Annotated in this window: 27 protein-coding genes; 3 read left to right on the forward strand and 24 right to left on the reverse strand. The window is 45.2% G+C overall.

Going from position 1 to position 21,846, the window contains the following annotated elements; translation table 11 throughout:
- Nucleotides 1–116: 116 nt before the first annotated feature.
- The 15 genes from C0033_RS00580 to C0033_RS00650 all read right to left on the reverse strand — a co-directional run bounded on the left by C0033_RS00580 (nucleotide 117) and on the right by C0033_RS00650 (nucleotide 9,861).
- Nucleotides 117–323 carry an alpha/beta-type small acid-soluble spore protein gene (locus tag C0033_RS00580; protein ID WP_103225931.1) on the reverse strand — a complete coding sequence of 69 codons (207 nt, stop codon included), beginning with the start codon at nucleotides 321–323 and terminating at the stop codon, nucleotides 117–119.
- Between the two features lie 130 nt (nucleotides 324–453).
- On the reverse strand, nucleotides 454–1,308 hold the full coding sequence (gene pgeF / locus C0033_RS00585) for a peptidoglycan editing factor PgeF (RefSeq protein WP_103226168.1): 855 nt from the start codon (nucleotides 1,306–1,308) through the stop codon (nucleotides 454–456).
- An 11-nt stretch (nucleotides 1,309–1,319) separates the two neighbouring features.
- Nucleotides 1,320–1,661, reverse strand: a complete 342-nt coding sequence (locus C0033_RS00590; protein WP_103225932.1) for a YraN family protein — start codon at nucleotides 1,659–1,661, stop codon at nucleotides 1,320–1,322.
- Between the two features lie 15 nt (nucleotides 1,662–1,676).
- Nucleotides 1,677–2,318, reverse strand: coding sequence for a ribonuclease HII (locus C0033_RS00595; protein ID WP_103225933.1), 642 nt, complete (start codon nucleotides 2,316–2,318; stop codon nucleotides 1,677–1,679).
- Nucleotides 2,303–2,806: a signal peptidase I gene (lepB, locus tag C0033_RS00600; RefSeq protein ID WP_103225934.1), complete on the reverse strand. Its 504-nt coding sequence runs from the start codon at nucleotides 2,804–2,806 to the stop codon at nucleotides 2,303–2,305. The genes C0033_RS00595 and lepB (C0033_RS00600) overlap by 16 nt, the downstream gene beginning before the upstream one ends.
- Before the next feature lie 9 nt (nucleotides 2,807–2,815).
- A complete protein-coding gene (ylqF, locus tag C0033_RS00605; protein ID WP_103225935.1) occupies nucleotides 2,816–3,670 on the reverse strand; it encodes a ribosome biogenesis GTPase YlqF in 855 nt (284 codons plus the stop codon).
- A 9-nt stretch (nucleotides 3,671–3,679) separates the two neighbouring features.
- A complete protein-coding gene (gene lepB / locus C0033_RS00610; protein ID WP_347501001.1) occupies nucleotides 3,680–4,300 on the reverse strand; it encodes a signal peptidase I in 621 nt (206 codons plus the stop codon).
- A 9-nt stretch (nucleotides 4,301–4,309) separates the two neighbouring features.
- Nucleotides 4,310–4,657: a 50S ribosomal protein L19 gene (gene rplS, locus C0033_RS00615; RefSeq protein WP_103225936.1), complete on the reverse strand. Its 348-nt coding sequence runs from the start codon at nucleotides 4,655–4,657 to the stop codon at nucleotides 4,310–4,312.
- A gap of 131 nt (nucleotides 4,658–4,788) precedes the next feature.
- Nucleotides 4,789–5,535: a tRNA (guanosine(37)-N1)-methyltransferase TrmD gene (trmD, locus tag C0033_RS00620; protein ID WP_103225937.1), complete on the reverse strand. Its 747-nt coding sequence runs from the start codon at nucleotides 5,533–5,535 to the stop codon at nucleotides 4,789–4,791.
- Nucleotides 5,536–5,550: 15 nt separating this feature from the next.
- Nucleotides 5,551–6,060, reverse strand: coding sequence for a ribosome maturation factor RimM (gene rimM, locus C0033_RS00625; protein ID WP_103226170.1), 510 nt, complete (start codon nucleotides 6,058–6,060; stop codon nucleotides 5,551–5,553).
- Nucleotides 6,061–6,120: 60 nt separating this feature from the next.
- Nucleotides 6,121–6,348: a KH domain-containing protein gene (locus C0033_RS00630; protein ID WP_103225938.1), complete on the reverse strand. Its 228-nt coding sequence runs from the start codon at nucleotides 6,346–6,348 to the stop codon at nucleotides 6,121–6,123.
- Nucleotides 6,349–6,363: 15 nt separating this feature from the next.
- Nucleotides 6,364–6,606: a 30S ribosomal protein S16 gene (gene rpsP / locus C0033_RS00635; RefSeq protein ID WP_103225939.1), complete on the reverse strand. Its 243-nt coding sequence runs from the start codon at nucleotides 6,604–6,606 to the stop codon at nucleotides 6,364–6,366.
- Between the two features lie 69 nt (nucleotides 6,607–6,675).
- Nucleotides 6,676–8,031: a signal recognition particle protein gene (ffh, locus tag C0033_RS00640; protein WP_103225940.1), complete on the reverse strand. Its 1,356-nt coding sequence runs from the start codon at nucleotides 8,029–8,031 to the stop codon at nucleotides 6,676–6,678.
- A 21-nt stretch (nucleotides 8,032–8,052) separates the two neighbouring features.
- A complete protein-coding gene (gene ylxM, locus C0033_RS00645; protein ID WP_103225941.1) occupies nucleotides 8,053–8,394 on the reverse strand; it encodes a YlxM family DNA-binding protein in 342 nt (113 codons plus the stop codon).
- A gap of 147 nt (nucleotides 8,395–8,541) precedes the next feature.
- Nucleotides 8,542–9,861 carry an amidohydrolase gene (locus tag C0033_RS00650; RefSeq protein WP_103225942.1) on the reverse strand — a complete coding sequence of 440 codons (1,320 nt, stop codon included), beginning with the start codon at nucleotides 9,859–9,861 and terminating at the stop codon, nucleotides 8,542–8,544.
- A 198-nt stretch (nucleotides 9,862–10,059) separates the two neighbouring features.
- Here C0033_RS00650 and C0033_RS00655 point away from each other — a divergent pair, with 198 nt between their 5' ends.
- The 3 genes from C0033_RS00655 to C0033_RS00660 are packed head-to-tail and all read left to right on the forward strand — an operon-like array spanning nucleotide 10,060 to nucleotide 11,631.
- Complete coding sequence (locus C0033_RS00655; RefSeq protein WP_103225943.1) at nucleotides 10,060–10,959, forward strand: PfkB family carbohydrate kinase; 900 nt, start codon at nucleotides 10,060–10,062, stop codon at nucleotides 10,957–10,959.
- A 20-nt stretch (nucleotides 10,960–10,979) separates the two neighbouring features.
- Complete coding sequence (locus C0033_RS27570; protein ID WP_278320733.1) at nucleotides 10,980–11,105, forward strand: hypothetical protein; 126 nt, start codon at nucleotides 10,980–10,982, stop codon at nucleotides 11,103–11,105.
- A 49-nt stretch (nucleotides 11,106–11,154) separates the two neighbouring features.
- Nucleotides 11,155–11,631 (forward strand): hypothetical protein, encoded by a 477-nt coding sequence (locus C0033_RS00660; protein WP_180994507.1) that lies wholly within the window; start codon nucleotides 11,155–11,157, stop codon nucleotides 11,629–11,631.
- Nucleotides 11,632–11,920: 289 nt separating this feature from the next.
- Here the strand turns inward: C0033_RS00660 and C0033_RS00665 are convergent, their stop codons facing one another.
- The 9 genes from C0033_RS00665 to ftsY form a co-directional block, all read right to left on the reverse strand.
- Nucleotides 11,921–12,313: a pyridoxamine 5'-phosphate oxidase family protein gene (locus C0033_RS00665; protein WP_103225945.1), complete on the reverse strand. Its 393-nt coding sequence runs from the start codon at nucleotides 12,311–12,313 to the stop codon at nucleotides 11,921–11,923.
- A 184-nt stretch (nucleotides 12,314–12,497) separates the two neighbouring features.
- A complete protein-coding gene (locus C0033_RS00670) occupies nucleotides 12,498–13,277 on the reverse strand; it encodes an ABC transporter permease (RefSeq protein ID WP_103225946.1) in 780 nt (259 codons plus the stop codon).
- Between the two features lie 24 nt (nucleotides 13,278–13,301).
- Nucleotides 13,302–14,453: an ABC transporter substrate-binding protein gene (locus C0033_RS00675; RefSeq protein WP_103225947.1), complete on the reverse strand. Its 1,152-nt coding sequence runs from the start codon at nucleotides 14,451–14,453 to the stop codon at nucleotides 13,302–13,304.
- Nucleotides 14,454–14,474: 21 nt separating this feature from the next.
- Complete coding sequence (locus tag C0033_RS00680) at nucleotides 14,475–15,512, reverse strand: ABC transporter ATP-binding protein (protein ID WP_103225948.1); 1,038 nt, start codon at nucleotides 15,510–15,512, stop codon at nucleotides 14,475–14,477.
- Between the two features lie 14 nt (nucleotides 15,513–15,526).
- Nucleotides 15,527–16,360 (reverse strand): ABC transporter permease, encoded by an 834-nt coding sequence (locus C0033_RS00685; RefSeq protein ID WP_207656845.1) that lies wholly within the window; start codon nucleotides 16,358–16,360, stop codon nucleotides 15,527–15,529.
- 168 nt (nucleotides 16,361–16,528) lie between these two features.
- Nucleotides 16,529–17,845, reverse strand: a complete 1,317-nt coding sequence (locus C0033_RS00690; RefSeq protein ID WP_103225949.1) for an amidohydrolase — start codon at nucleotides 17,843–17,845, stop codon at nucleotides 16,529–16,531.
- Nucleotides 17,846–18,059: 214 nt separating this feature from the next.
- Complete coding sequence (locus C0033_RS00695; protein ID WP_347501004.1) at nucleotides 18,060–19,643, reverse strand: ClC family H(+)/Cl(-) exchange transporter; 1,584 nt, start codon at nucleotides 19,641–19,643, stop codon at nucleotides 18,060–18,062.
- A gap of 18 nt (nucleotides 19,644–19,661) precedes the next feature.
- Nucleotides 19,662–20,885, reverse strand: a complete 1,224-nt coding sequence (gene ilvA / locus C0033_RS00700; RefSeq protein ID WP_103225950.1) for a threonine ammonia-lyase — start codon at nucleotides 20,883–20,885, stop codon at nucleotides 19,662–19,664.
- Between the two features lie 24 nt (nucleotides 20,886–20,909).
- Complete coding sequence (gene ftsY, locus C0033_RS00705) at nucleotides 20,910–21,839, reverse strand: signal recognition particle-docking protein FtsY (RefSeq protein ID WP_103225951.1); 930 nt, start codon at nucleotides 21,837–21,839, stop codon at nucleotides 20,910–20,912.
- Nucleotides 21,840–21,846: the final 7 nt, after the last annotated feature.

Consider the following 21,846-nt stretch of genomic DNA (forward strand, 5'->3'; position numbering starts at 1 on the left):
AGCCAGACCAGACGGCAGAGGCCCAAGGAGCCGTGAACAATAACATTCGTTTTTCAGAAAAAAAGAACCCTTAGCTGCCTAAGCAGCTAAGGGACTTTTTTTCAATTCAGACGGTTTTATTTACCTGCCATCTGTCTTTCCTGTGCTTCGATCATTTTCTTAACCATATATCCACCTACAGAACCATTCTGTGCGGATGTCAGATTTCCGTTGTAACCGTTGCTTAACGGTACACCGATTTCGTTTGCTACTTCCATTTTGAAACGATCCATTGCTTCTCTTGCCTCTGGTACATTTGTAGTATTAGAAGATCTGCTTGCCATAATAAAATGCCTCCTTGTTCAACTAATTGTCACTTGTTTGTGACTTGTTTTTTGCTACACTCCTATTATGTGCCTTATGAGAATTAATACACTAGAAGGTTTTTCGTAAAATGTAAAAAACTAGCAAATGTTAAGCCAAACAAAGAAAAGCGGCCAGATTACCGCGTTCATTCCCTGCTTTTCTATGGGAAAACAACAGATCCGAATTGCATCTGGTACATAAATTGGTGGTATGAATATGTTCTGTCCTGACTCCGGCTTCCCGGAATATGATCTCATTCGCTTTCCAGAGGTTCAGCTGATACTTATCCGGGCGGCTGCCGGGAGCCAGAATCTCATCCCATTGGTCTTTTTTAAAATTTTCTTTAAATTCCACGGCCGTTTCTTCTCCGATCTCATAACAGGACTGGCAGATGCTGGGGCCGATGGCAGCGATCATATCTTCAGGCTTAGAACCGTATGCCTGTGTCATCGCATCAATTGTAATTTTTCCCATGCGCCCTGCCGTTCCCCGCCAGCCGGAATGAGACAGGCCGATGGCTTTATGCACAGGATCAACCAGATACAGCGGAACGCAGTCCGCATAAAAAGTCACCAAAGTGATGCCGGGAACATCGGTAATCATTCCGTCCACGTCCTGATAATCCCGTTCTCTTAAAATTCCTTTCCCTGCATCTTCTTCCGTTATCCGCCGCACATTGGTGGTATGAGTCTGCCAGGACAATACCATCCGGTTTAAATCAACCTCTATGGCATCCGCCATTCTTCTATAATTTTCCATCACATGTTCCGGATTGTCTCCCCTGGTAAAGGTAAAATTCAACGTAGAAAACTTTCCCTGGCTGACGCCGCCTATTCTGGTGGAAAAGGCATGTTTAACAATTCCTGTGGCTTCTAACGCCGGAAATGACAGATAGAGCAGCTGGTCTTTGTGTTTTACTTCCAACTCATTGGAATCAGAAGCAGTTATCCATTCTGTTTTCATATCTTCCTCCATTAAAATGCATTTTTAAACAATTGTATCTCTTCTTTTAATATGGAAACCACGTCAAACCGACAGGGCATATCTTCGCTTATACGGTGTTCATACATATAATAGCGGGCGCTCTTCCTGATTCTTTGCTGTTTTTGATAGGTGACCGCTTCTGCAGGATGACCTTTTTTTAAATTGTTCCGGTATTTCACCTCTATAAATACCAGGTATTCCCCATCCCTTGCAACGATATCGATCTCTCCCTGCCGGGTATAATAGTTTCTCTCTATTATATGATACCCTTCTTTTTCTAAATAAGCGGCTGCCATCTCTTCATAGCAGCCGCCTGTTTCCCGTTTGTTCATATGAGTGCTCCAAAATCACACAAAATTTTTAATAAAAGAACGCCTGTGAATCGGACAAGGCCCATATTCTTTAATGGCTTTAATATGTACTGCAGTTCCATATCCTTTATGTTTGGCAAATCCATATTCGGGATAGAGCTCATCGTATTCGACCATCATATGATCCCTGGTAACCTTCGCCAGAATACTGGCTGCAGCGATGGATATGCTCTTTGCATCGCCCTTAACAATCGGAATCTGCATGATATCGATACCTGGTATGGTAACCGCATCGTTAAGCAGAATGTCAGGCGTCACCTTTAATTTGGATACCGCAATCCGCATCGCCTCATAAGTGGCCTGCAGAATGTTAATTTCATCGATTCTGGCAGGACTTACGATTCCTACACCGTAAGCCACGGCTTTTTCCTGGATTTCAGTAAAAAGCAGTTCCCGCTTCTTCTCCGATAACTTCTTCGAATCATTTAAAAAAAGGATCTCACAGTCTTTAGGAAGAATGACCGCCCCAGCCACAACCGGGCCTGAAAGCGGTCCCCGGCCTGCCTCATCGATACCGCAGATATTCGGACAGGCGGCATAGGTCAATTCGTATTCCTTCATGCCTTCTAAGCGCTGCCGCTCCAATAATAGTTTTTCTTCTGTTAATGCTTTTGCCATACTTTTATCCACACTTTTCCAAGTATCTGACTCATCTTCACATTTCCCACATCAGAATCTCTGCTGTCCGAACTAAATCCCCGGTTATCACCTAAGACAAAATATTCGTCGTTGCCCAATAATATGGGATTTTCCGCACGTTTGGGCTTTTCAATTAAATCGCCGTAAGGATCTTCCAGACACTTTCCGTCAATGTAGATTCTGCCGTCTGTTATCTGTACCGTTTCTCCGGGAAGGCCGACCACACGTTTTATATAATGACTGTCATCATCATAACGATACCGGAATACAATCATGTCAAAGCGTTCCGGTTTATGCAGCCGGTAAGACAGCTTCTCCATCAGATAAATTTCACCGTCCGATAAAGAAGGTTCCATAGAATCGCCATGGACGTCTACCCGCTCAACGACATATGTTTTTGTAAGGTGGGCTGAAAAGATTATAATAGTAAAGAAAATCAGATATTTTAATAATTTTTTCTTTTGCATCTCTGCATGCTACTCCTGTTTTGTCTTAGGAGGAAATTCAACCGTAATTCTTCCAAGCTTTCCGCTTCTGAAATCATCAATCAGAATATTCGCCGCTTTCTTTGTATCCGGCTCATTCCCCTTCGCAAGACAGGAACGGACTTTTGCGATATGCTCTAAGGGAGTGTCCAAAGAATCGGCAGTGAATTGATACCGTTCTTCCAGAACCGGAAGATAATGACTGCGCAGAAACTTAAAAAGTTCCAATGCCAATTCTTCCTTGTTCAGAATCTCATCATTGATGGAACCGATAAATGCCAGATGAAGGCCAACTCTCTGGTCTTCAAATTTGGGCCAAAGTATGCCCGGAGTGTCTAAAAGCTCCAGCGATTTATTCAGACGAATCCACTGATTCCCCTTGGTCACGCCCGGCTTGTTGCCCGTTTTGGTACAGGCCTTTCCGGCAAAGGAATTGATAAATGTGGATTTCCCCACGTTGGGAATTCCCACCACCATAGCCCGCACCGGGCGGTTTAATATGCCCCGGCGTCTGTCTCGTTCGATCTTTTCCTTACAAGCTTCCTGAACCACGCCGTTGATCTGTTTTAATCCGGCGCCTGTTCTGGAATTTACCTTTACCACGTGATAGCCAAGCGACTTAAAATAAACGGACCAGGCTTCATTATAAAACTCACTTGCCAGATCCGATTTGTTGAGCAGCACCAAACGGGCCTTATTGGCGCCCAGCTTATCAATCTCGGGATTGCGGCTGCTGACCGGAACACGGGCATCCACCAATTCAATAATCAGATCAATCAGTTTGATGTCTTCCTGCATCGCCCTTTTGGCTTTGGTCATGTGTCCGGGATACCATTGTATATTCATAATAACTCCTTACTTAACGAATTCTATTTCAATCAGGGGATAAAGCTTTAACCATACCTTCCCCAGGATTTGTTTCTTCTTCACATTGCCAATATTGGTAAAACGGCTGTCTTCACTGCCCTCTCTGTTATCTCCGAGGACAAAATATTCATTATCCGCCAGTTTAACCGGATTCTCGGCGAGGCCCGCCAAAGAAACGCGGTTCAAATCATTCTCAGCCTCTAACGGCCGGTCATCAATATAAACAATACCATTCTTTATCTGTACGGTTTCACCGGGAAGCCCGATGACCCTTTTTACATTAATCTTATCGTCATCCCTTTGAAATGCGATGACATCCAATCGTTTTGGACTGCCGAAATCATAGATAAGCCGGTCCATCAAAACCACATCTTCGGATTTTAAAGACGGAAGCATGGAATGGCCTGAAATTGTGATCTGCGAGCCCACCCCATATATCAGAAAACGGGCAATAAAGATCACAACAATAATATCTACAATCCAGCAAACAGCCCTTCTAAGCAGATTTGTCTCTTCATTTTGATAAAAGTCCAATTCAACACATCCTATTCCGGTAAAGAAAAAGGACAACTGCATCAATTTTTGAAAGATACATTGTCCCTTTGTCATGTTTCAGAATTATTTTACTAACTCTTTTACTTTTGCAGCTTTACCAACTCTGTCTCTTAAGTAGTAAAGTTTTGCTCTTCTTACTTTACCTTTTCTTACAACTTCAATATTGTCTACTGAAGGGGAATGTAATGGCCAGGTTTTTTCAACACCGATTCCGTTGGAGTTCTTTCTCACTGTGAAAGTTTCTCTAGCTCCGCCGTTCTGTCTTTTGATAACAGTTCCTTCGAAGATCTGGATTCTTTCGCGGGTACCCTCTTTGATCTTGTTGTATACTTTTACAGTATCACCAACGTGAAATTCCGGTACGGATGTCTTTAACTGTGCAGCTTCAATGTTCTTAATAATATCGTTCATGTGTGAACCTCCTTAATATGTTTGATGTTCTTACATACTGTTTCACGCCTTGGCGCACCGTATCAGCGGACCATCTCTTATTTTTCACAACAATTTATACTATCATGGAAATATGAAAAAAGCAAGTCCTTTTACTCGGTTTTTTCCATATTTCCCAACAGTTCTTTTAAAAATTCCTGCTCCTTTTTGGTAAGGCAGGCATCCTTCAGAAGATCCGGTCTGCGCTCCGCCGTCCTTTGGATGGACTGCTGGCGGCGCCACTCTTCGATCTTTTTATGATGGCCGGATAAAAGGATATCAGGAACCTTTTTATCACGGTAAACTTCCGGACGGGTATATTGGGGATATTCCAGCAGATTATCATGAAAGGATTCGATCTCGGCTGAAGTATCGTTGCTTAAAACCCCGGGAACCAGTCTGGAAATGCAGTCGATCATGACCATGGCCGGAAGTTCCCCTCCGGTAAGAACATAATCGCCTACCGACAGATAATCGGTAGCCACCAGTTCCAACGCCCTCTCATCCACTCCTTCATAGTGGCCGCAGAGAAATACGAGATCCTCTTCCTTCGCCAGTTCTTCGGCAATCCTTTGGTTGAATACTCTGCCCTGCGGTGTCATATAGATGACTCTTGGACGTTTTCCCGTCTTCTCGCACAGCGCTTCATAAGCGTCGCAGATAGGCCCCGGCTGCATCACCATGCCGGCTCCGCCTCCGTAAGGATAATCATCCACATGATTGTGCTTATCCGTGGAATAATCTCTGATATTGACCGCCTCAATGGAGATCAGCTGCTTTTCAACCGCCCGGCCGATAATGCTGGTATTCAAACCTTGAAGCACCATCTCCGGAAATAGAGTTAAAATATGAAAATTCATCGTGCACAGCCTTTCTTACAGGTCTAAAAGTCCGTCGAGGACATGAACCAGCATCGTTTGTTTATCTAAATCCACATCCAGAATGCAGGAAGGGATTGCGGGAAGCAGAATCTTTTTGGAACCGGTATCCACTTCATAAACGTCATTGGCTCCCGTCAGCAGAACATCGGTCAGTGTCCCCAGTTCTTCATTCTCATCCGTAATCACCTTGATTCCAATCAGATCCACAATAAAGTTTTCATTGGCTTCCAGCTTTACGGCATTGTCTCTGGTTACTAAGAGATCTTTCCCTTTGTATTTTTCAATGTCTTCTATATTATCATACCCTTTAAATTTCAGGATAACCATATTCTTGAAAAATTTTACATGTTCGATTTCCAAATCCAGCGTTTCTTTTCCGGTATCTAAAATGACCTTTTTTAACTTTTTAAACCGGTTGGGATCATCGGTGGTCGGGAATACTTTTACCTCTCCGCGCACACCGTGTGTAGACGAGATAACGCCTACTCTTAATGTTTGTTCCATCATACACCTCTCATAGCGAGAATAAAGACCGTCTTCCTTAAAGGCCGGCGGTCTGGAATGTTATTGAATCTCTACAATAACCTTTTTTTCTTCTTTAGAAGCTGCTGCTTTGACAACAGAGCGGATCGCTTTGGCAATTCTGCCTTGTTTCCCGATTACCTTTCCCATATCAGAAGGAGCTACTTTTAATTCTAAAAGTATTTCTCCTCCTTTTACAGCTTCTGTAACGACAACTTCATCTGGATTGTCAACTAGCGCTTTTGCTATTACTTCTACTAACTCTCTCATAGCACTCACCTCTTATTACTGGATGCCAGCGGTTTTCAAAAGCTTACTAACGCGGTCAGTCGGCTGCGCACCTGTTGATAACCATTTCTTAGTTGCCTCTTCGTCAAATTTGATTACACTTGGTTCTACGTTTGGATCATAGTAACCAACTTCCTCGATGAATCTTCCGTCTCTAGGAGATCTGGAATCTGCAACAACGATTCTATAGAAAGGAGCTTTCTTCTGTCCCATTCTTTTTAATCTCATCTTTACTGCCATGTCAATTTCACCTCCTTAACAAATAAACTGATCTATAGTCAAAGGCAGATATCTGCTTTGCTAACTTAATTAAAACGGCAGCTTGAACTTTCCAAGCATTCCGCCGAGGCCGCCCTTTTTCCCGCCGCCCATCATACCAGGAAGCTGTTTCATCATCTTCTTCATCTGGTCGAACTGTTTGACGATACGGTTGACTTCACTAATATCAACACCGGCGCCTTTTGCGATTCTCTGTTTTCTGGATGGATTCAAAATAGCCGGATTGGCCCGTTCCTGCTGGGTCATGGATAAAATAATCGCTTCTACCCGGTCCATGGCGCCTTCGTCAATCTCTGCGCCGCCCTTTATCTGTCCCATACCCGGCATCATATTCATGATTCCGGCCATGCCGCCCATCTTCTTGATCTGGCGCATCTGGTCCAAAAAGTCATTGAAATCAAATTCTGCTTTGCGGATCTTCTGGCTCAGCTCTTTCGCTTTCGCCTCATCAACTTCCAGCTCCGCTTTCTCAATCAGGGAAAGGATATCTCCCATACCGAGAATTCTGGAAGCCATGCGGTCCGGGTAAAATTGTTCCAAATCGGACAACTTCTCTCCCATACCTATATATAAAATTGGCTTTCCTGTTACGGAACGGATGGATAAAGCCGCACCGCCTCTGGTATCGCCATCCAGCTTTGTCAGGATGACACCATCGATTCCAATCTTATCATTAAACATTCCTGCTACATTCACAGCATCCTGTCCTGTCATGGCATCCACAACCAAAATGGTCTGATCCACCGTAACATTCTCTTTAATCTCGACAAGTTCGTTCATCATATCTTCATCAATATGTAAACGGCCTGCCGTATCCAGGATCACCACGTTATACCCATTCTTCTGAGCGTGTTCAACCGCAGCCTTTGCAATGTTCACCGGCTTGTGGTTGTCTCCCATGGAAAATACGGGGACTCCCTGTTTATCACCGTTGATCTGCAGCTGCTGAATTGCGGCCGGACGGTAAACGTCACAAGCAACCAGCAACGGTTTTCTGCCCTTTGCCTTTAACTTGCCGGCAATCTTGGCAGTGGTTGTGGTTTTACCGGCACCCTGAAGGCCGGCCATCATGATGATGGAAATCTCATTGGAAGGTTTGAGAGCAATCTCAGTCGTCTCGGAACCCATAAGGGAAACCAGTTCTTCATTAACGATCTTGATTACCATCTGGCCCGGAGTCAGACTGTTTAAAACATCCTGTCCAATCGCCCGTTCCTGAACGGTACTGATGAACTGTTTTACAACCTTAAAACTAACATCCGCTTCCAGTAAAGCCATCTTGACTTCCTTTAGTGCTGCTTTTACATCGGCTTCTGTTAAACGGCCTTTTCCTCTCAAGTTTTTGAATACATTCTGTAATTTATCGGATAAGCTTTCAAAAGCCATGAAAAACCTCCTAATCTAAGTCTATAGATCGATGATCTCGTCGGAAATCTTCTCTATTCTATGAATCAGTGAAATATCTTTATGTTCCAAATACTCTTTTGTCAGGCAGTGGATCTCCTGCACCATCTTCTTGGTTTCCAGGAATTTATGAACCAGCTGTAGTTTCTCTTCGTATTCAGCCAGAGCCTTGTCACATCGTTTGATAATATCATGGACTCCCTGGCGGCTGATTCCCCGTTCCTGGGCAATCTCGCTTAAAGACAAATCATTGAATACGGCATCTTCGTAAATCTGTTTCTGGTGATCTGTCAGAAGCTCACCGTAAAAATCATATAGCAGTCCTTGCTGGACAATTTTTTCCATACTTAATCACCTGTGTTATCTTACACTAAAACGAGTTGGGTGTCAAGTGTTTTTTCTTGACACCCAAAAAAATATTTTTAAGGCTGTTACTGTTTACAGTCCCGGAGCCTGGCCTGACAGCAGCGGACACCGGGACTGTGAACAGTATTACTGCTGTTTTCCCATTAAATCATATACAATTACAGAGAATGTTTCGATGGCATCCACTAAAACTTTTTCATCAAAATCAAAAGCCGTGGTATGCTGTGCGGAGGCCATATCTGTCACAGAACGCATATAAGTAGCTTTACCGCCATGAGCCTGCACCCGGTTCATCATCAGGGAAATGTCTTCGCTTCCCCAATTCAGTGCATTGGCGACGCTGCTGACGCTAAGGCGCGGCAGATGTTCTTTGACCACATCAGCAATGTGATACAGAAAATCCTCATCGCTGTGCTGGGATTCGGAACCGCCCATCATTACCAGCTCACACTCACATCCGGTCATATCCGCAGCCGCCCGGCAAATTCTTTGGGCCTGCTCGTCCATATATTGATTGATTTCCGTGGTCTCCCCTCTCACCTCGATCCGGATCATCGCTTCATCCGGAATCACATTCCGTCCGGTTCCTCCGCAGATCGTTCCCACATTGACCCTGGTAATGCCGTCGCTGTGGCGCGGAATCGCAGTCAGGTTGATTACCGCATTGGCGGCCGCCACAATGGCGCTCCGTCCATTTTCCGGAAATCCGCCTGCATGAGCGGCTTGTCCGTGAAAGTAAACATCATATTTGGAAGTTGCCAGTGAACCGTAGGTACCGGGCGTAACGTCTCCATCATCCGGACCTTTGCTTGGCGCAATATGCGTTCCTACAAAATAATCCACATCATCCAAATGGCCGTGCGCCACGATTGGCCGCGCTCCTTTGGCCCCCTCTTCTCCAGGCTGGAATATGAGCTTAACCGTTCCATGAAGCTGGTCTTTTATCTTCATAAGCACTTCCGCAGTTCCCAAACCGATAGTTGCATGGGCATCATGGCCGCAGGCATGCATCATGCCGTGATTCTTGGAAGAAAACCCTTCTTTATAAGGACGGTGATCCGGATTCTCATCCTCCACCAGTCCCAACGCATCAATATCAAAGCGGAGGGCTACAACAGGACCTTCTCCACATCTTAAAATGCCGATCACTCCGGTAAACCCCTGTTTGATCTCTTCTGTCAGGTAATCACAGGGCGCCCCCTGCTCCAATGCCCGCCCGGCGTGTTCCATCAATTCTTCTGCAGAAGGAACTCCGATTCTGGCTTCCTCAAGGCAGACCTGCCTTCCTGTCAGGACCTCATATCCCAATTCATCCAAAGTCTTTGCGATAATTGCAGAGGTACGCATCTCAAACCATGCTGTCTCCGGGTATTTGTGAAAATCTCTCCTTCTGGCTCTGCTTTTCTCGTCCAGCGCTTCTGAATATTCGATTATCTTCTGATACATGATAGTTCCTCATTTCTTAAAAAAGTTCCTCAAACGGGACATACAAAAATTTTACCATAAGTATTATGAAAAAACAATTGAAGAAGACGCCTTTCCGGCGTATAATTTAAAGGCTAAGTTACTGTTCAGATATTACCTGGGCTGTAGACAATAGTTTAAACAAACAAATGAATTTTAAAAAGAAAATAGGAGAAAGATATGAAACCTGCACTTATTATCGGATCTACCTGCGTGGATGTGATTATTAATATTGACCACCTGCCAAAAACTGCGGAGAACCTGCGTCCCACTTCGCAAACCATGGCTTTAGGCGGCTGCGCCTTTAATGTTTCCTATATTATGCGTCTTCTCGGCGGCCATCATACGTTTATCAGCCCGGTGGGCGGCGGTACATACGGAGACTATGTCGCAAAACAATTAAAATCAAAAGGAATCCCAGTGGCAATCCGAGTTCCCGAACAAGAAAACGGCTGCTGTTACTGCCTGGTGGAAGCCAATGGAGAACGGACCTTCCTCTCCTATCACGGAGTCGAGTATACCTTCCAAAAAGACTGGATGCTGCCGTACCACGCGGAAAATTATTCAATCGCCTACGTCTGCGGCCTGGAAATCGAAGAATCCACGGGCATTAATCTGATCGAATATTTAGAAGAACATCCGCAGCTGGAAGTCTGTTTCGCTCCCGGCCCAAGAGGCGTCCGGATTAAAGACGGAAAACTGGAGCGGATGATGGACCTTAACCCCATTCTCCATATCAATGAGCAGGAAGCCTATGAACTCAGCGGCAAATCGAATTACAGAGAAGCCGCAAAAGCGCTCTGGCAGATCACCAAAAACACGGTTATCATCACGCTGGGTGAAAAAGGAACTTACTGCCTGGAAAAAAACAAGACTTCCTATCTGGTTCCCGGCACTCCGGCCGAAAACGTGGTGGACACAATCGGCGCCGGTGATTCCCATATCGGAACCATCCTCGCCTGCCTGACCAAAGACATCCCGCTAAGAAAAGCAATCGGCTATGCCAACCAGGTTGCCAGCGCTGTGGTAAGCGTCAAAGGCTCCTCCCTCCCCGAAGACCTGGTTCCGATTCAGATATAGAAAATTGTTATTTAACGGGGTTGGCGAAGGGGGGACGCACAGAATCGGGATACGGAACCGGAAGTCAAAGGTCGGCGGAGCTGTCCGGGCCGGGGAAGGAAGATGCAGCCGGAGGGGATTCGGGATTCGCCCCTAAGAACTACTAAGGCCCGTAAGGACAGAACGAGGCAGGCCAGCGCCATTCGCAGTGAACTCTTGATGACTTCGCTGCTCAGCGGCGCTTTAGAACCTGATTCGGAATTCAGTTTCTACCTGCCTCGTTCTGCCCTTACGGGCCTAAGTAGTTCTAAAGGGGTTCCATACGATCCCCTCCAGCTGCATCTTCCTTCCCCGGCCCGGACAGCTCCGCCGACCTTTGACTTCCGGTTCCGCATCCCGATTCCGTGCTGGTTTTCGCTAGCCTGGTTAAAAACAATATTGGTGCATGGATATTTATGTGGCATCACATTTATATTGATCGTTAAGGGATTTTCAGAAATGCCTTCAGATTTTACTTTAAACGTTAAGGCATTTCGCAAAATGACCTCACCCTTTACATTAAATGGTGAAGGCATTTCTGAAAAAGCCTTCACCCTTGATGTAAATCTTACTACTCCACCAAATCTTTTTTACCCTCAGCGAGCCAAGCAACAGCCGGAAAGAAGGGGAAGCCCAGGCGGGCGGCGGAAGTAATCGGCAAAATGGGATCGTATGGAACCCCTTAGATGTACTTAGATCCGCAAGGATAAAAAGAGACAGGTAGAAACTGAATTCCGAATCAGGTTCTAAGCGCCCCTTGAGCAGTGAAGTCATAAGGAGTTCACTGCGAATGGGCGCGATCCTGTCTCTTTTTGTCCTTGCGGGTCTTAGTACATCTTAGGGGCGAATCCCGAATCCCATTTTGCCGATTACTTCCGCCGCCCGCCTGGGCTTCCCCTTCTTTCCGGCGTACCTTAGTCCACTAAATAAAGATTACCTCACCCTAAAAGGTGAGGGTTCTGGGTTTGCTGGTGAAGGAGGAGAAAGTTGCTGTCGCATCTTTCAGGTAGAATACCTGTGTATTTCCGTCAGTTGGGGAATACATGGACTTTAAGTTGGGATAGGCATCCAGCATGCTGGTTTTGGGCTCTATGCGGTCATCTTCCACGGCTAAAGCCTGAATGCGCAGCCATTCCTTTCCATCAAAGGCACAGATTTCAATTTTGGGATTTTCAATCATTTGTTTTGAAACATCTTTTACTTTACCGGTCTGTATGTAGAGTTTTCCCTCAAACAGGTGAATGGTTCCGAAGGGACGGACTCTGGGCTGGTCTTTGTCCATAGTTGCCAGAAAATACGTGTTGCATTTCTTTAAAAAATCATAAACTTCCTGCATCATAATTCCTCCTTTTGTAAACGTTAAACAGTTTCTAATACTATTATTGTAACACTTGAAACCGGAGAAGCAATAGAAAAAGCAGAAAGTCAGCGCCATTAACATAAAGGGTGGAAGCATTTTTCAAAATGACTTCACCCTTTATGTTAATGGCGCTGACTTTCACCGGATATTCAATTACAAATTATACAACACTCTTCAAACCGAGAGTCTTTTCAATTAACAGCATGACGCCAAGTGTGATCGCCATCAGCAAAGAAGCTAAAGCTGCAATCGTCGGGTCAAAATGATATTCCACATAGGCCATCATCTCGATCGGAAGAACCGTAACGCCTGCGCTGGTTAAAAAGGCGGACAGGGATACGTTGTTAAAGGAATTGATGATTGCCATAATGCATGCGGATACAATTCCTGATTTAATGTTCGGCAAAAGGATATGGAAAAATGTGTAGAGATTTCCGGCTCCTAAGATCCTGGCTGCTTCCTCCATGGAAAAATCAAAATTGGCCAGACTGGAAGTAACCACCCTCATAACATAAGGGATTGACAATATGGTGTGGCCGATTAAAAGGCTTGGCAGCGCCGGGAGTTTAAAGCGGTTTACTACATAACGGAGCATTACGAAACCGAGTACAATCACTGGAATCAGAACCGGTGATAAAAACAGCCCTTTAATCATCTCTTTTCCTTTAAAACGGTACCGGTTTAACGCATACGCGGCCGGAAGGCCCAGAAGCAAGGCGATACCTGTGGCTGCAAATGCAATGATAATGCTGTATTTAGCTGCATTTCCAAATGATTTGACTTTTAATATCTGTTCATACCAGCGCAAGGTAAAACCTTCCCCCGGGAACTTCAGGTATGTGGTGTCGCTGAATGACGATGCCACAATTACCAAAAGAGGTCCTATGAGGAAAATATATACCAAAATGGTTATGATAAGCAGTGATTTACTCTTTTTCATGAAAAACTCCTTTGTTTTGGCAGATTACTGAACGGAGAATAACTCGTTCCAACGAGTTGTCCAGTCTGCTTTATTCTTGTTGATCACAGACCAGTCAGGAAGCAGAAGGCTGTCGATCATTTCTTTTCCATAAGTGAAGTTTGCAGACTGTTCCGGGGTCAGTTCCACGTCTGTTCTGACTGGTGAATCTACGCCGTCTAAAGCTTCTGCGAGCTGAACTTCTTTTGAAATATAGAAATCGATAAATGCCTGTGCAAGCTCTTTATTTTCACAGCCTTTGATGATGTTGATGGTGTTGTAACCACTGAAGGTTCCTTCCGTAGGATCTACCCATACATAATCTTCAGAAGCTGATTTAGCTGCGGTGTAGGAGAAGTCAAGAAGCACGGCTACGGAGATCTCTCCCTGGTTTAACATGGTAATGGTATCGTTTGCGCTTGTGTAGGTCTTCATAACGTTTGGCTTTAACTCTTCCATCTTTTTGAAGATTGCGTCATCATCTGTACCCGGTGTCAGGTTTGCCATCTTCGCTACAGAGTAATAGAATAATGGGCCGGAAGTCGTTGTGATATCAGGGATTGCTACGGAACCTTCCAGTTCAGGATTCCATAAGTCTTCCCAGGAGTTGATTTCGATCGGGCAGGTTGCCTTATCATAAACGATGCCTAAACGGTTAAATGTGTAGGCCGGGCCGTATTCCTCTCCAAAAGGAGCTTTTGCAATATCGTATAAAGAATCTAAATTGGAAAGCTTTGTGGAATCAACCGTATCAATTAAATCTTCATCGATCAGGTCTGCGATAAATGCATCTCCGATAATTACTACATCATAGTTCTTAGGCGTTTCTTTGATCTTTGTAACACGCTCAGCGTTCTTGCCGCCTTCTACGATCAGTTTGCAGCCGGTCGCTTCCATAAATGGATCATATACATTTTTCTGAAGTAATTCTGCGTTAAATGAGAATGTGGAAATCTTCAGCTCCTGTCCTTCAAAAGAAGGCATCTCAGACGCTTTCGCTTTTTCACCTGCTTCGGTGGCTGCCTCGTCTTTTGCATCTGCCGCTGTCGTTGCAGACTGTGCTGCTGTCGTTGGTTCCTCTTTTGCAGAACCACCGCAGGCGGTCAGAGAAGCCATCATAGCAGCTGCCAGAATTACAGATAACATTTTCTTTTTCATAATACGTCTCTCCTTTACTGCTTAAAGCAATATGATTTTATTAGGTGTTAAAGATAAGGTAACCTTATCACCCGTATTGTAAACACTCTCCTGGTCCGTGCTGACCTCAAACTCTCCGATTGAAGTGCGGACATTGTATTGGTTGCGCTTTCCAAGGAATGTATTCACCATAACTTCTCCGGCAATTCCATTAATCACCTGTGCGCCTGCCGGCTGAATCTGAATATCTTCCGGGCGGATACATGCTTTTAACGCATCGCCTGTTGGTTGGTTCTCCACATGGATCACACTGTTGTCGGCAGCCAGATATTTACCGGCCGTATCCGTCTTCTTCAAATCCATAAAGTTTTCAAATCCCACAAAACGGGCGATAAATTCCGTTTTGGGATGGTTGTAGATAACCGACGGTTTGTCCAGCTGCTCGATCACCCCATGATTCATAATAGCTACCTTATCGGAAATCGCAAAACATTCTTCCTGATCGTGTGTGACATAAATGGCGGTAAATCCAAATTTCTGCTGAAGGCGTCTGATCTCAACGCGCATCTTCACCCGCAGTTTGGCATCCAGATTGCTGAGCGGCTCATCCAGAAGAAGGAGGTCCGGTTTAATCACCAACGCTCTGGCTAGGGCAACCCTCTGTCTCTGCCCGCCTGACATCTCTTTCGGGAAACGGTTTTCAAATCCCTTTAAATCCACCGTCTCAAGCATATCCATTACTTCTTTTTTTATCTGGTCCTGCGGCAGTTTTCTCATCTTTAAGCCAAAAGCCACATTGTCGAAAATCGTCATATGAGGGAATAACGCATAGCTTTGAAATACGAATCCAAAATTCCTTTTATGAAGGGGAACCTGGGTATAATCCTTCCCGTCGAAAATAAACTTTCCTGACATAGGATTGGAAAAACCTGCGATCAGGCGCAGTGTGGTGGTTTTTCCGCAGCCGCTGGAGCCCAAAAGGGATACCAGTTCTCCTTTTTCCACCTGAAAGTCCAAATCTTTTAATATTACATTATTGTCATATCCTGCAGTGATATTCTGCAATTCTAAAAGTGCCATTCTTGTCTCCTCTTCTATATGGTTGGATTAAATTTCCTGCTGATTCCGTTAATGACGCTGGATACTAAGATCGTAACCACAATCATAACCACTGCTACTACGGAAGCCTGGGTCCAGTCGCCTAAGGACATGGCCTGCTGATAGATCATGGTAGCCAGCACTCTGGTATCAGTTCCGCCCAGCAGCTGAGGCGTGGTATATGCAGTCAGACAGCCGGTGAAAACCAGCACGCTGCCGGTCACAAGGCCCGGAATGCTTAAAGGCAGTACGATATGTCGGAAAGCTCCCAACTTGGTCGCTCCCAAATTACACGCTGCCAGATTCAAATCCTCTGATATATTATCCATAATTCCGATGAGTGACAAAATCATAAGAGGCAGAAACAACTGGATAAATCCCACAATCATGGAAAATTCATTGTATAACAGGCCGATGGGTTTGGAAACAATGCCAAGGCTCACAAGCGCGGTATTGATAAATCCCTTTTTACCGAGGATTACCATCCAGCTGAAGGAACGGATAACCGGGCTGGTAAACATGGGGAATACGGCCAACGCCATGAGCATTCCCTTATTCTTTGAGTACTTGGAAATGTAATAGGCGGTTGGAAATCCAAGCAGAGCGCATACCACCGTGCTCAACAGGCTCAGGCGGATACTTCTCCAGAAAACCTGCTGGAAATAGATGCTTCCGAATAAGGAAAAATAGCTTTCCAGGGAAAAACTTCCTCCCTCGTCAAAAAAAGTCTTAAATATCAGGGAAAACAAGGGAATCATCATAAAGAACACGATAAACAGACACCCCGGAAGTATAAACAGCCAATAAATCTTCGTCTTTTTCTCAATCAATGGTTCATCCAGCCTTTCTATCACCGTACATTCTAAAAAGAGCTGTTTATTAGGATATTCACTATTATTAAACAGCTCAGCTTATAAATGCAATATTTTTTATCTGTAAAACTAATAAAAATAAAATACCATCCCCAGCGGAAAAAGTCAACCCTTATTTCGACAAAATCAAATCATATCCGCATACTTTGCAGCCTGTTCATTAAACGGAACCATCGCTTCCGACAATTCATTTTTAATGGCATTAAAATCCGCTTTCACCAGTTTTTTTCCGCTGACTAACAGCTCTCCGTTTACAAAAACGGTATCCACATTGGACGCATTGGCAGAATAAACGAGGGCGGAATAAGGATTATAAAGGGGGAACATGTTGGCAGAATCCGTTTCCACCAGCACTAAATCAGCTTTTTTGCCCGCTTCGATTGATCCGATCTCCTTCTCTGCTCCCAATACTTTGGCGCCTCCCATCGTTCCAAGGCCGATAATTTCTTTGGCCGGGAATAAACTTCTGTCTGCGTACCGAGTTTTTTGAAATGATGCGAACAGGCGAAACTGAGTAAACAGATCCAGTGTATTTCCTGAAGACGGACCGTCGGTTCCAAGGCCCACGCAGATACCTGCCTTTACCATATCTCTGACCGGAGTGACTCCCTTTCCTGCCTTCGTATTGGAACCGATGCAGTGGGCTGCTTTTGTCCCGGTTTCCGAAAGAAGTTCTAAGTCGTGGTCAGTCATATGGATACAGTGAGCTGCAATGGTCTTTTCTCCCAAAACACCAAGGCTGTATAAAAATTCAGTGGGTGTTTTATCATAGTGTTCCCTGAAATAACTGATTTCATAATCCATTTCGCTGACGTGAAGGGTATAAAATGTATCGTACTCCCGGGCCAGTTCATAGGCCTTTTTCAGCATCTCGGGGGAATTAGTATTGGTTGCGTGCGGCGCGATAAGCGGAGTAATGAGTTCGTGTCCCTTCCATTTTTCCAGGAATGTTTTTCCGTATTCGAGGCCGCCGTAAGGAGTTTTGCTGTCGCAGGTTTCCATATTTATCACGGTTTCACCCAGATAGCCTCTCATTCCCAGTTCTTCACATGCGTTTGCCACTTCATTTTCAAAATAATACATGTCTAAAACCGTGGTGACGCCGGCTAAAAGCATCTCACATATGGCGTACCGTGCGCCAAGGAACACCAGTTTTGGTGTCATCGCCTCCAATTCCAAGGGGAACAGAAATCTCCTTAAACGGTCGGGACAGTCGTCTCCCATCGAACGGAATGGGATCATGGGAATATGGCTGTGGGTATTGATCATTCCCGGCATCAGTATCTTGTTGGTTCCGTCGATTTTTTTATCATACGGAAGGCCGCAGGAGCCGGTTCCTGTTTTTTCAATCACGGTATCCTTTATTAAAACATAGCCATGATCGAAAACGGTGTATTCGGAATCCATGGTCAGCACAGTTGCATTTTCTATTAATGTTCTCATAATTAATCGACACATACCTTTCTTAAATTTCTTTTTACGGATCTATAATCCGGCGGGCTTTTTTTAGAAACGGGAAAAGAATCCTGCCCCTGGGTTCTTCGCCGCAATAAAAAAATAAGATAAAACAGATATTAATACCATTATATCAGACCGGTATTCATCTGTCCTATCCTATTTTTGTAATATGATCTGACAAGCGCAGATTCAGGAACTGCTATGACTGCCGTTCCTGCATGCGCTGGCAGTTTTCTTCAATCGTCTTATATACATCCGGCGCATCCGTCTCATCACAAATCAGCAGGATGTGGTCTCCTGCCCTCAGTCTTGTATCGCCTTTTGGAATAAATTCCTCTTCTCCTCTTGTTATGGACACGATTAAAGACGCTTTCGGCCAGGTGATCGCGGATACAATCTTTCCTTCCGCCGCAGAACCGTGATAGATCATTCCCTCCACCAAAACCTTTTCTCCTGACGGCTGATGAGGCTTTTTCCATTTCCGGTTGGCTAAAAGGCGGTGAAGCAGCTGGTCATAGATAGGAGCGCACTTCATAATATCAGGAATCAGATAAGCCATCAAAGCTGCCATGGATAAGGTCAGCAGGTGGTTAAACGTACCGGTCATCTCCGTAATCAGGATAATTCCCGTGATAGGAGCTCGGACAATAGCCGAGAAATATCCGGTCATTCCAAGAATCACGAAATTGCTCATATATCCGTTCAGCGATGGGAAGAAACTGCCCATCAGTTCATTGTAAGATCCTCCGATGATCGCCCCCAGCACGAGAAGGGGAAGGAAAATACCGCCCGGCGCTCCCGAACCAAAGCTGACCATGGAAAATATAAATTTCACTCCAAATAAAAGAAGCAAAGCTCCTACTGCCATCTGTCCTTCGGAAATCGTATCCACCAGAGTGTGACCTCCGCCCAGCACTGCCGGATATAAAAATCCCATGGCTCCGGCCACTAAAAACGGAATCAGCACCCGGAAATAAACTTTCGGGATCTTCTGGTACAGCTTTTGAGACTGAATCAGGCAGGTATTGTAAAGTACACCTAAAAGCCCCAGCAGTATGCCTACAATAATCACGTGGCCATAACTGTTGAGCGGCAGCATATTAGGAACATTGAAAGAAAAAATCGGCTGCAGCCCGAATATGTTGCGGGTAATAAAGTTGGCTGTTATGGAAGATGCCATGGTGGAAAGCAGAACTTCCGGAGAAAAGTTTTTATGTACTTCCTCCAAAGAGAACAATACGCCCGCAATGGGAGCGTTAAACGCTGCGGAAAGGCCTGCGCTGGCGCCGCAGGTCATCAGCATCCTCTCTTCCATCCTCATCCGCTTTGTAAGCCTTGAAAATCCCTTTCCCACCATGGAACCCAGCTGAATGCTGGGGCCCTCGCGTCCCAGGGATAATCCGCAGCCGATACACAGCAGAGCGCCTGCAAACTTGGCGGATAAAACCCTCCACCAGGTCTGCTTAATCTCTCCCTGCATCTCCCCTTCCATCTGGGGAATACCGCTTCCCGAGATATAAGGCTCCCAGGTTAACAGCGCCGATACAACGAGAGAAACTGCGATCAGGATTATAAACCAGACGGGGATAAACCAGGTATGGGCTTTTCCGTAGGCAAGTATAAAATTAAGCAGATCAGACGCCCGGTCCAGCAGAATTCGGAAAAGCACAATGGTAAATCCTGCCAGGACGCCTACAATCATTCCTTCCAAAATCAAAAAATATCTGAGTTTCCGAAACCGTTTTAACGAATTAGATATAGTAAAATTGGCTTGCTGCATCATTCTCATCCCCCTGAGGCACTAATCGCTGTATGTGCCTTTTGACTTCACAAGCTTCGGACGGTAACCAGCCTCATTCAGAGCTTTTACGATTGCATTTTTATGCTCCGTACCATAGGCTTCCAGTGTAATTCTCAGTTCCACTGCCGCATTGCGGTTGATGCTGATGAACTGGTTGTGCTCCAGTTTGATTACATTTCCTTTTTCTTTTGCAAGAAGGGTGGAAACCTTAGCCAGCTCGCCTGGTTTATCGGGAAGCAGAACGGAAACAGTGAATACACGGTCACGCTGGATCAGTCCATGCTGAACGATGGAAGCCATGGTGATCACATCCATATTGCCTCCGCTGAGGATGGAGACGATTTTCTTCTTTTCCACATTCATATGCTTTAAGGCGGCTACGGTAAGGAGACCGGAGTTCTCCACGATCATTTTATGGTTTTCTACCATATCCAGGAATGCGACGATTAATTCGCTGTCTTCAATGGTGATGATATCGTCCACATTTTCCTGAATATATGGGAACAGCTTTTCGCCCGGACGTTTTACGGCAGTACCGTCTGCAATCGTATTGATGGACGGAAGGCTGACCACCTGGTTCTGGCGGAGGGATTCCTGCATGCAGTTTGCGCCTGCAGGCTCTACGCCGATCACTTTGATCTTAGGATTTAACAGTTTTGCAAGGGTTGCAACGCCGGTGCAGAGTCCGCCGCCGCCAATCGGCACCAGAATATAGTCCACGGTCGGAAGCTCTTTAATAATTTCCATCGCGATGGTGCCCTGTCCGGTGGCCACATCCAGATCGTCAAACGGATGCACAAATGTATATCCATGCTCGTCCGCTAATTTATATGCATGCTCTAAGGCTTCGTCGAATACGTCGCCTTCCAGAACCACATCCGCGCCGTATCCTTTGGTGCGGTTTACTTTCATAAGAGGGGTTGTATTGGGCATTACAATGGTCGCTTTGATTCCTGCCAGCTTGGCGGCATAGGCAACGCCCTGCGCATGATTTCCGGCGGATGCGGTGATCAGTCCTCTCTCCTTTTCTTCTTCTGTAAGTGTACTGATTTTGTAGTAGGCTCCACGCACCTTGTAGGCGCCGGTGTACTGCATGTTTTCCGGTTTAAAATAAACCTTATTTCCTGTCTGAGATGAAAAATATTCACTGTAAACCAGCTTGGTTTCCTGAGTGACTTTATTTACAACCTCTGTAGCCTCTTCAAATTTCTCCAATGTTAACATAATACATATCCCCTTTGATTTATTTTAGTCATTATGAAACAACGCGTTCACAAATTCTTCCGCATTAAATTTCTGCAGGTCGTCGATCTTCTCTCCGATTCCCACATATTTAACCGGAATTCCCAGCTCGGACTGAATCGCCACCGCAATTCCGCCTTTCGCCGTTCCATCCAGTTTTGTCAGGATAATTCCTGTTATATCGGCAACTTCCATAAACTGTCTGGCTTGTGACAGGGCATTCTGGCCTGTGGTTCCGTCTAAAACAACCAGTGTTTCACGGTAAGCGTCGGGATATTCTTTGTCAATGATCCGGTTAATCTTTTTTAATTCTTCCATCAGGTTCTTTTTATTGTGAAGCCGTCCGGCCGTATCACAGATCAGCACATCCGCGTGTCTGGACTTGGCTGCGGATACCGCATCGTAGATCACGGCCGCCGGGTCTGAACCCTCCTGCTGGGAGATAATATCCACTCCTGCACGGTTGGCCCATTCGGTCAGCTGTTCAATGGCCGCGGCACGGAAGGTATCGGCTGCGGCAAGAACTACTTTTTTTCCGCTGTCCTTTAACTGTCCGGCCAATTTTCCCACGGATGTGGTTTTTCCTACGCCGTTGACCCCGATCACCAGGACTACGGAAGTTCTATGCTCGAATTCATAGGCATTTTCCCCCAGATCCATCTGCTCCTTAATGCTGTTTATCAAGAGTTCTTTGCATTCGGACGGGTCTTTAATATGCTGGGCTTTTACTTTAGATCTCAAATCCTCCACGATAGACATGGTGGTCTGGATTCCAAGATCTCCCATAATCAGGGTTTCTTCAATTTCCTCATAAAAATCGTCATCAATCGCTGAGAATCCGCTGAAAATTGAATCCATTCCTGCAACAATATTATTGCGGGTCTTGGCAAGTCCCTGAACAAGACGTCCAAAAAAGCCTTTTTTTTGTTCTTCCATCTTCTTC

It is taken from the genome of Clostridium sp. chh4-2 (genome assembly GCF_002899675.1).
In the GTDB taxonomy this organism is placed as follows: domain Bacteria; phylum Bacillota; class Clostridia; order Lachnospirales; family Lachnospiraceae; genus CHH4-2.

Bases quoted from the DNA above. Each gene is read 5' to 3' on its own strand.
- C0033_RS00580 (WP_103225931.1), bottom strand. From the start codon at position 323: ATGGCAAGCAGATCTTCTAATACTACAAATGTACCAGAGGCAAGAGAA.
- pgeF (WP_103226168.1), bottom strand. From the start codon at position 1,308: ATGAAAACAGAATGGATAACTGCTTCTGATTCCAATGAGTTGGAAGTA.
- C0033_RS00590 (WP_103225932.1), bottom strand. From the start codon at position 1,661: ATGAACAAACGGGAAACAGGCGGCTGCTATGAAGAGATGGCAGCCGCT.
- C0033_RS00595 (WP_103225933.1), bottom strand. From the start codon at position 2,318: ATGGCAAAAGCATTAACAGAAGAAAAACTATTATTGGAGCGGCAGCGC.
- lepB (WP_103225934.1), bottom strand. From the start codon at position 2,806: ATGCAAAAGAAAAAATTATTAAAATATCTGATTTTCTTTACTATTATA.
- ylqF (WP_103225935.1), bottom strand. From the start codon at position 3,670: ATGAATATACAATGGTATCCCGGACACATGACCAAAGCCAAAAGGGCG.
- lepB (WP_347501001.1), bottom strand. From the start codon at position 4,300: ATGACAAAGGGACAATGTATCTTTCAAAAATTGATGCAGTTGTCCTTT.
- rplS (WP_103225936.1), bottom strand. From the start codon at position 4,657: ATGAACGATATTATTAAGAACATTGAAGCTGCACAGTTAAAGACATCC.
- trmD (WP_103225937.1), bottom strand. From the start codon at position 5,535: ATGAATTTTCATATTTTAACTCTATTTCCGGAGATGGTGCTTCAAGGT.
- rimM (WP_103226170.1), bottom strand. From the start codon at position 6,060: ATGGAACAAACATTAAGAGTAGGCGTTATCTCGTCTACACACGGTGTG.
- C0033_RS00630 (WP_103225938.1), bottom strand. From the start codon at position 6,348: ATGAGAGAGTTAGTAGAAGTAATAGCAAAAGCGCTAGTTGACAATCCA.
- rpsP (WP_103225939.1), bottom strand. From the start codon at position 6,606: ATGGCAGTAAAGATGAGATTAAAAAGAATGGGACAGAAGAAAGCTCCT.
- ffh (WP_103225940.1), bottom strand. From the start codon at position 8,031: ATGGCTTTTGAAAGCTTATCCGATAAATTACAGAATGTATTCAAAAAC.
- ylxM (WP_103225941.1), bottom strand. From the start codon at position 8,394: ATGGAAAAAATTGTCCAGCAAGGACTGCTATATGATTTTTACGGTGAG.
- C0033_RS00650 (WP_103225942.1), bottom strand. From the start codon at position 9,861: ATGTATCAGAAGATAATCGAATATTCAGAAGCGCTGGACGAGAAAAGC.
- C0033_RS00655 (WP_103225943.1), top strand. From the start codon at position 10,060: ATGAAACCTGCACTTATTATCGGATCTACCTGCGTGGATGTGATTATT.
- C0033_RS00665 (WP_103225945.1), bottom strand. From the start codon at position 12,313: ATGCAGGAAGTTTATGATTTTTTAAAGAAATGCAACACGTATTTTCTG.
- C0033_RS00670 (WP_103225946.1), bottom strand. From the start codon at position 13,277: ATGAAAAAGAGTAAATCACTGCTTATCATAACCATTTTGGTATATATT.
- C0033_RS00675 (WP_103225947.1), bottom strand. From the start codon at position 14,453: ATGAAAAAGAAAATGTTATCTGTAATTCTGGCAGCTGCTATGATGGCT.
- C0033_RS00680 (WP_103225948.1), bottom strand. From the start codon at position 15,512: ATGGCACTTTTAGAATTGCAGAATATCACTGCAGGATATGACAATAAT.
- C0033_RS00690 (WP_103225949.1), bottom strand. From the start codon at position 17,845: ATGAGAACATTAATAGAAAATGCAACTGTGCTGACCATGGATTCCGAA.
- C0033_RS00695 (WP_347501004.1), bottom strand. From the start codon at position 19,643: ATGATGCAGCAAGCCAATTTTACTATATCTAATTCGTTAAAACGGTTT.
- ilvA (WP_103225950.1), bottom strand. From the start codon at position 20,885: ATGTTAACATTGGAGAAATTTGAAGAGGCTACAGAGGTTGTAAATAAA.
- ftsY (WP_103225951.1), bottom strand. From the start codon at position 21,839: ATGGAAGAACAAAAAAAAGGCTTTTTTGGACGTCTTGTTCAGGGACTT.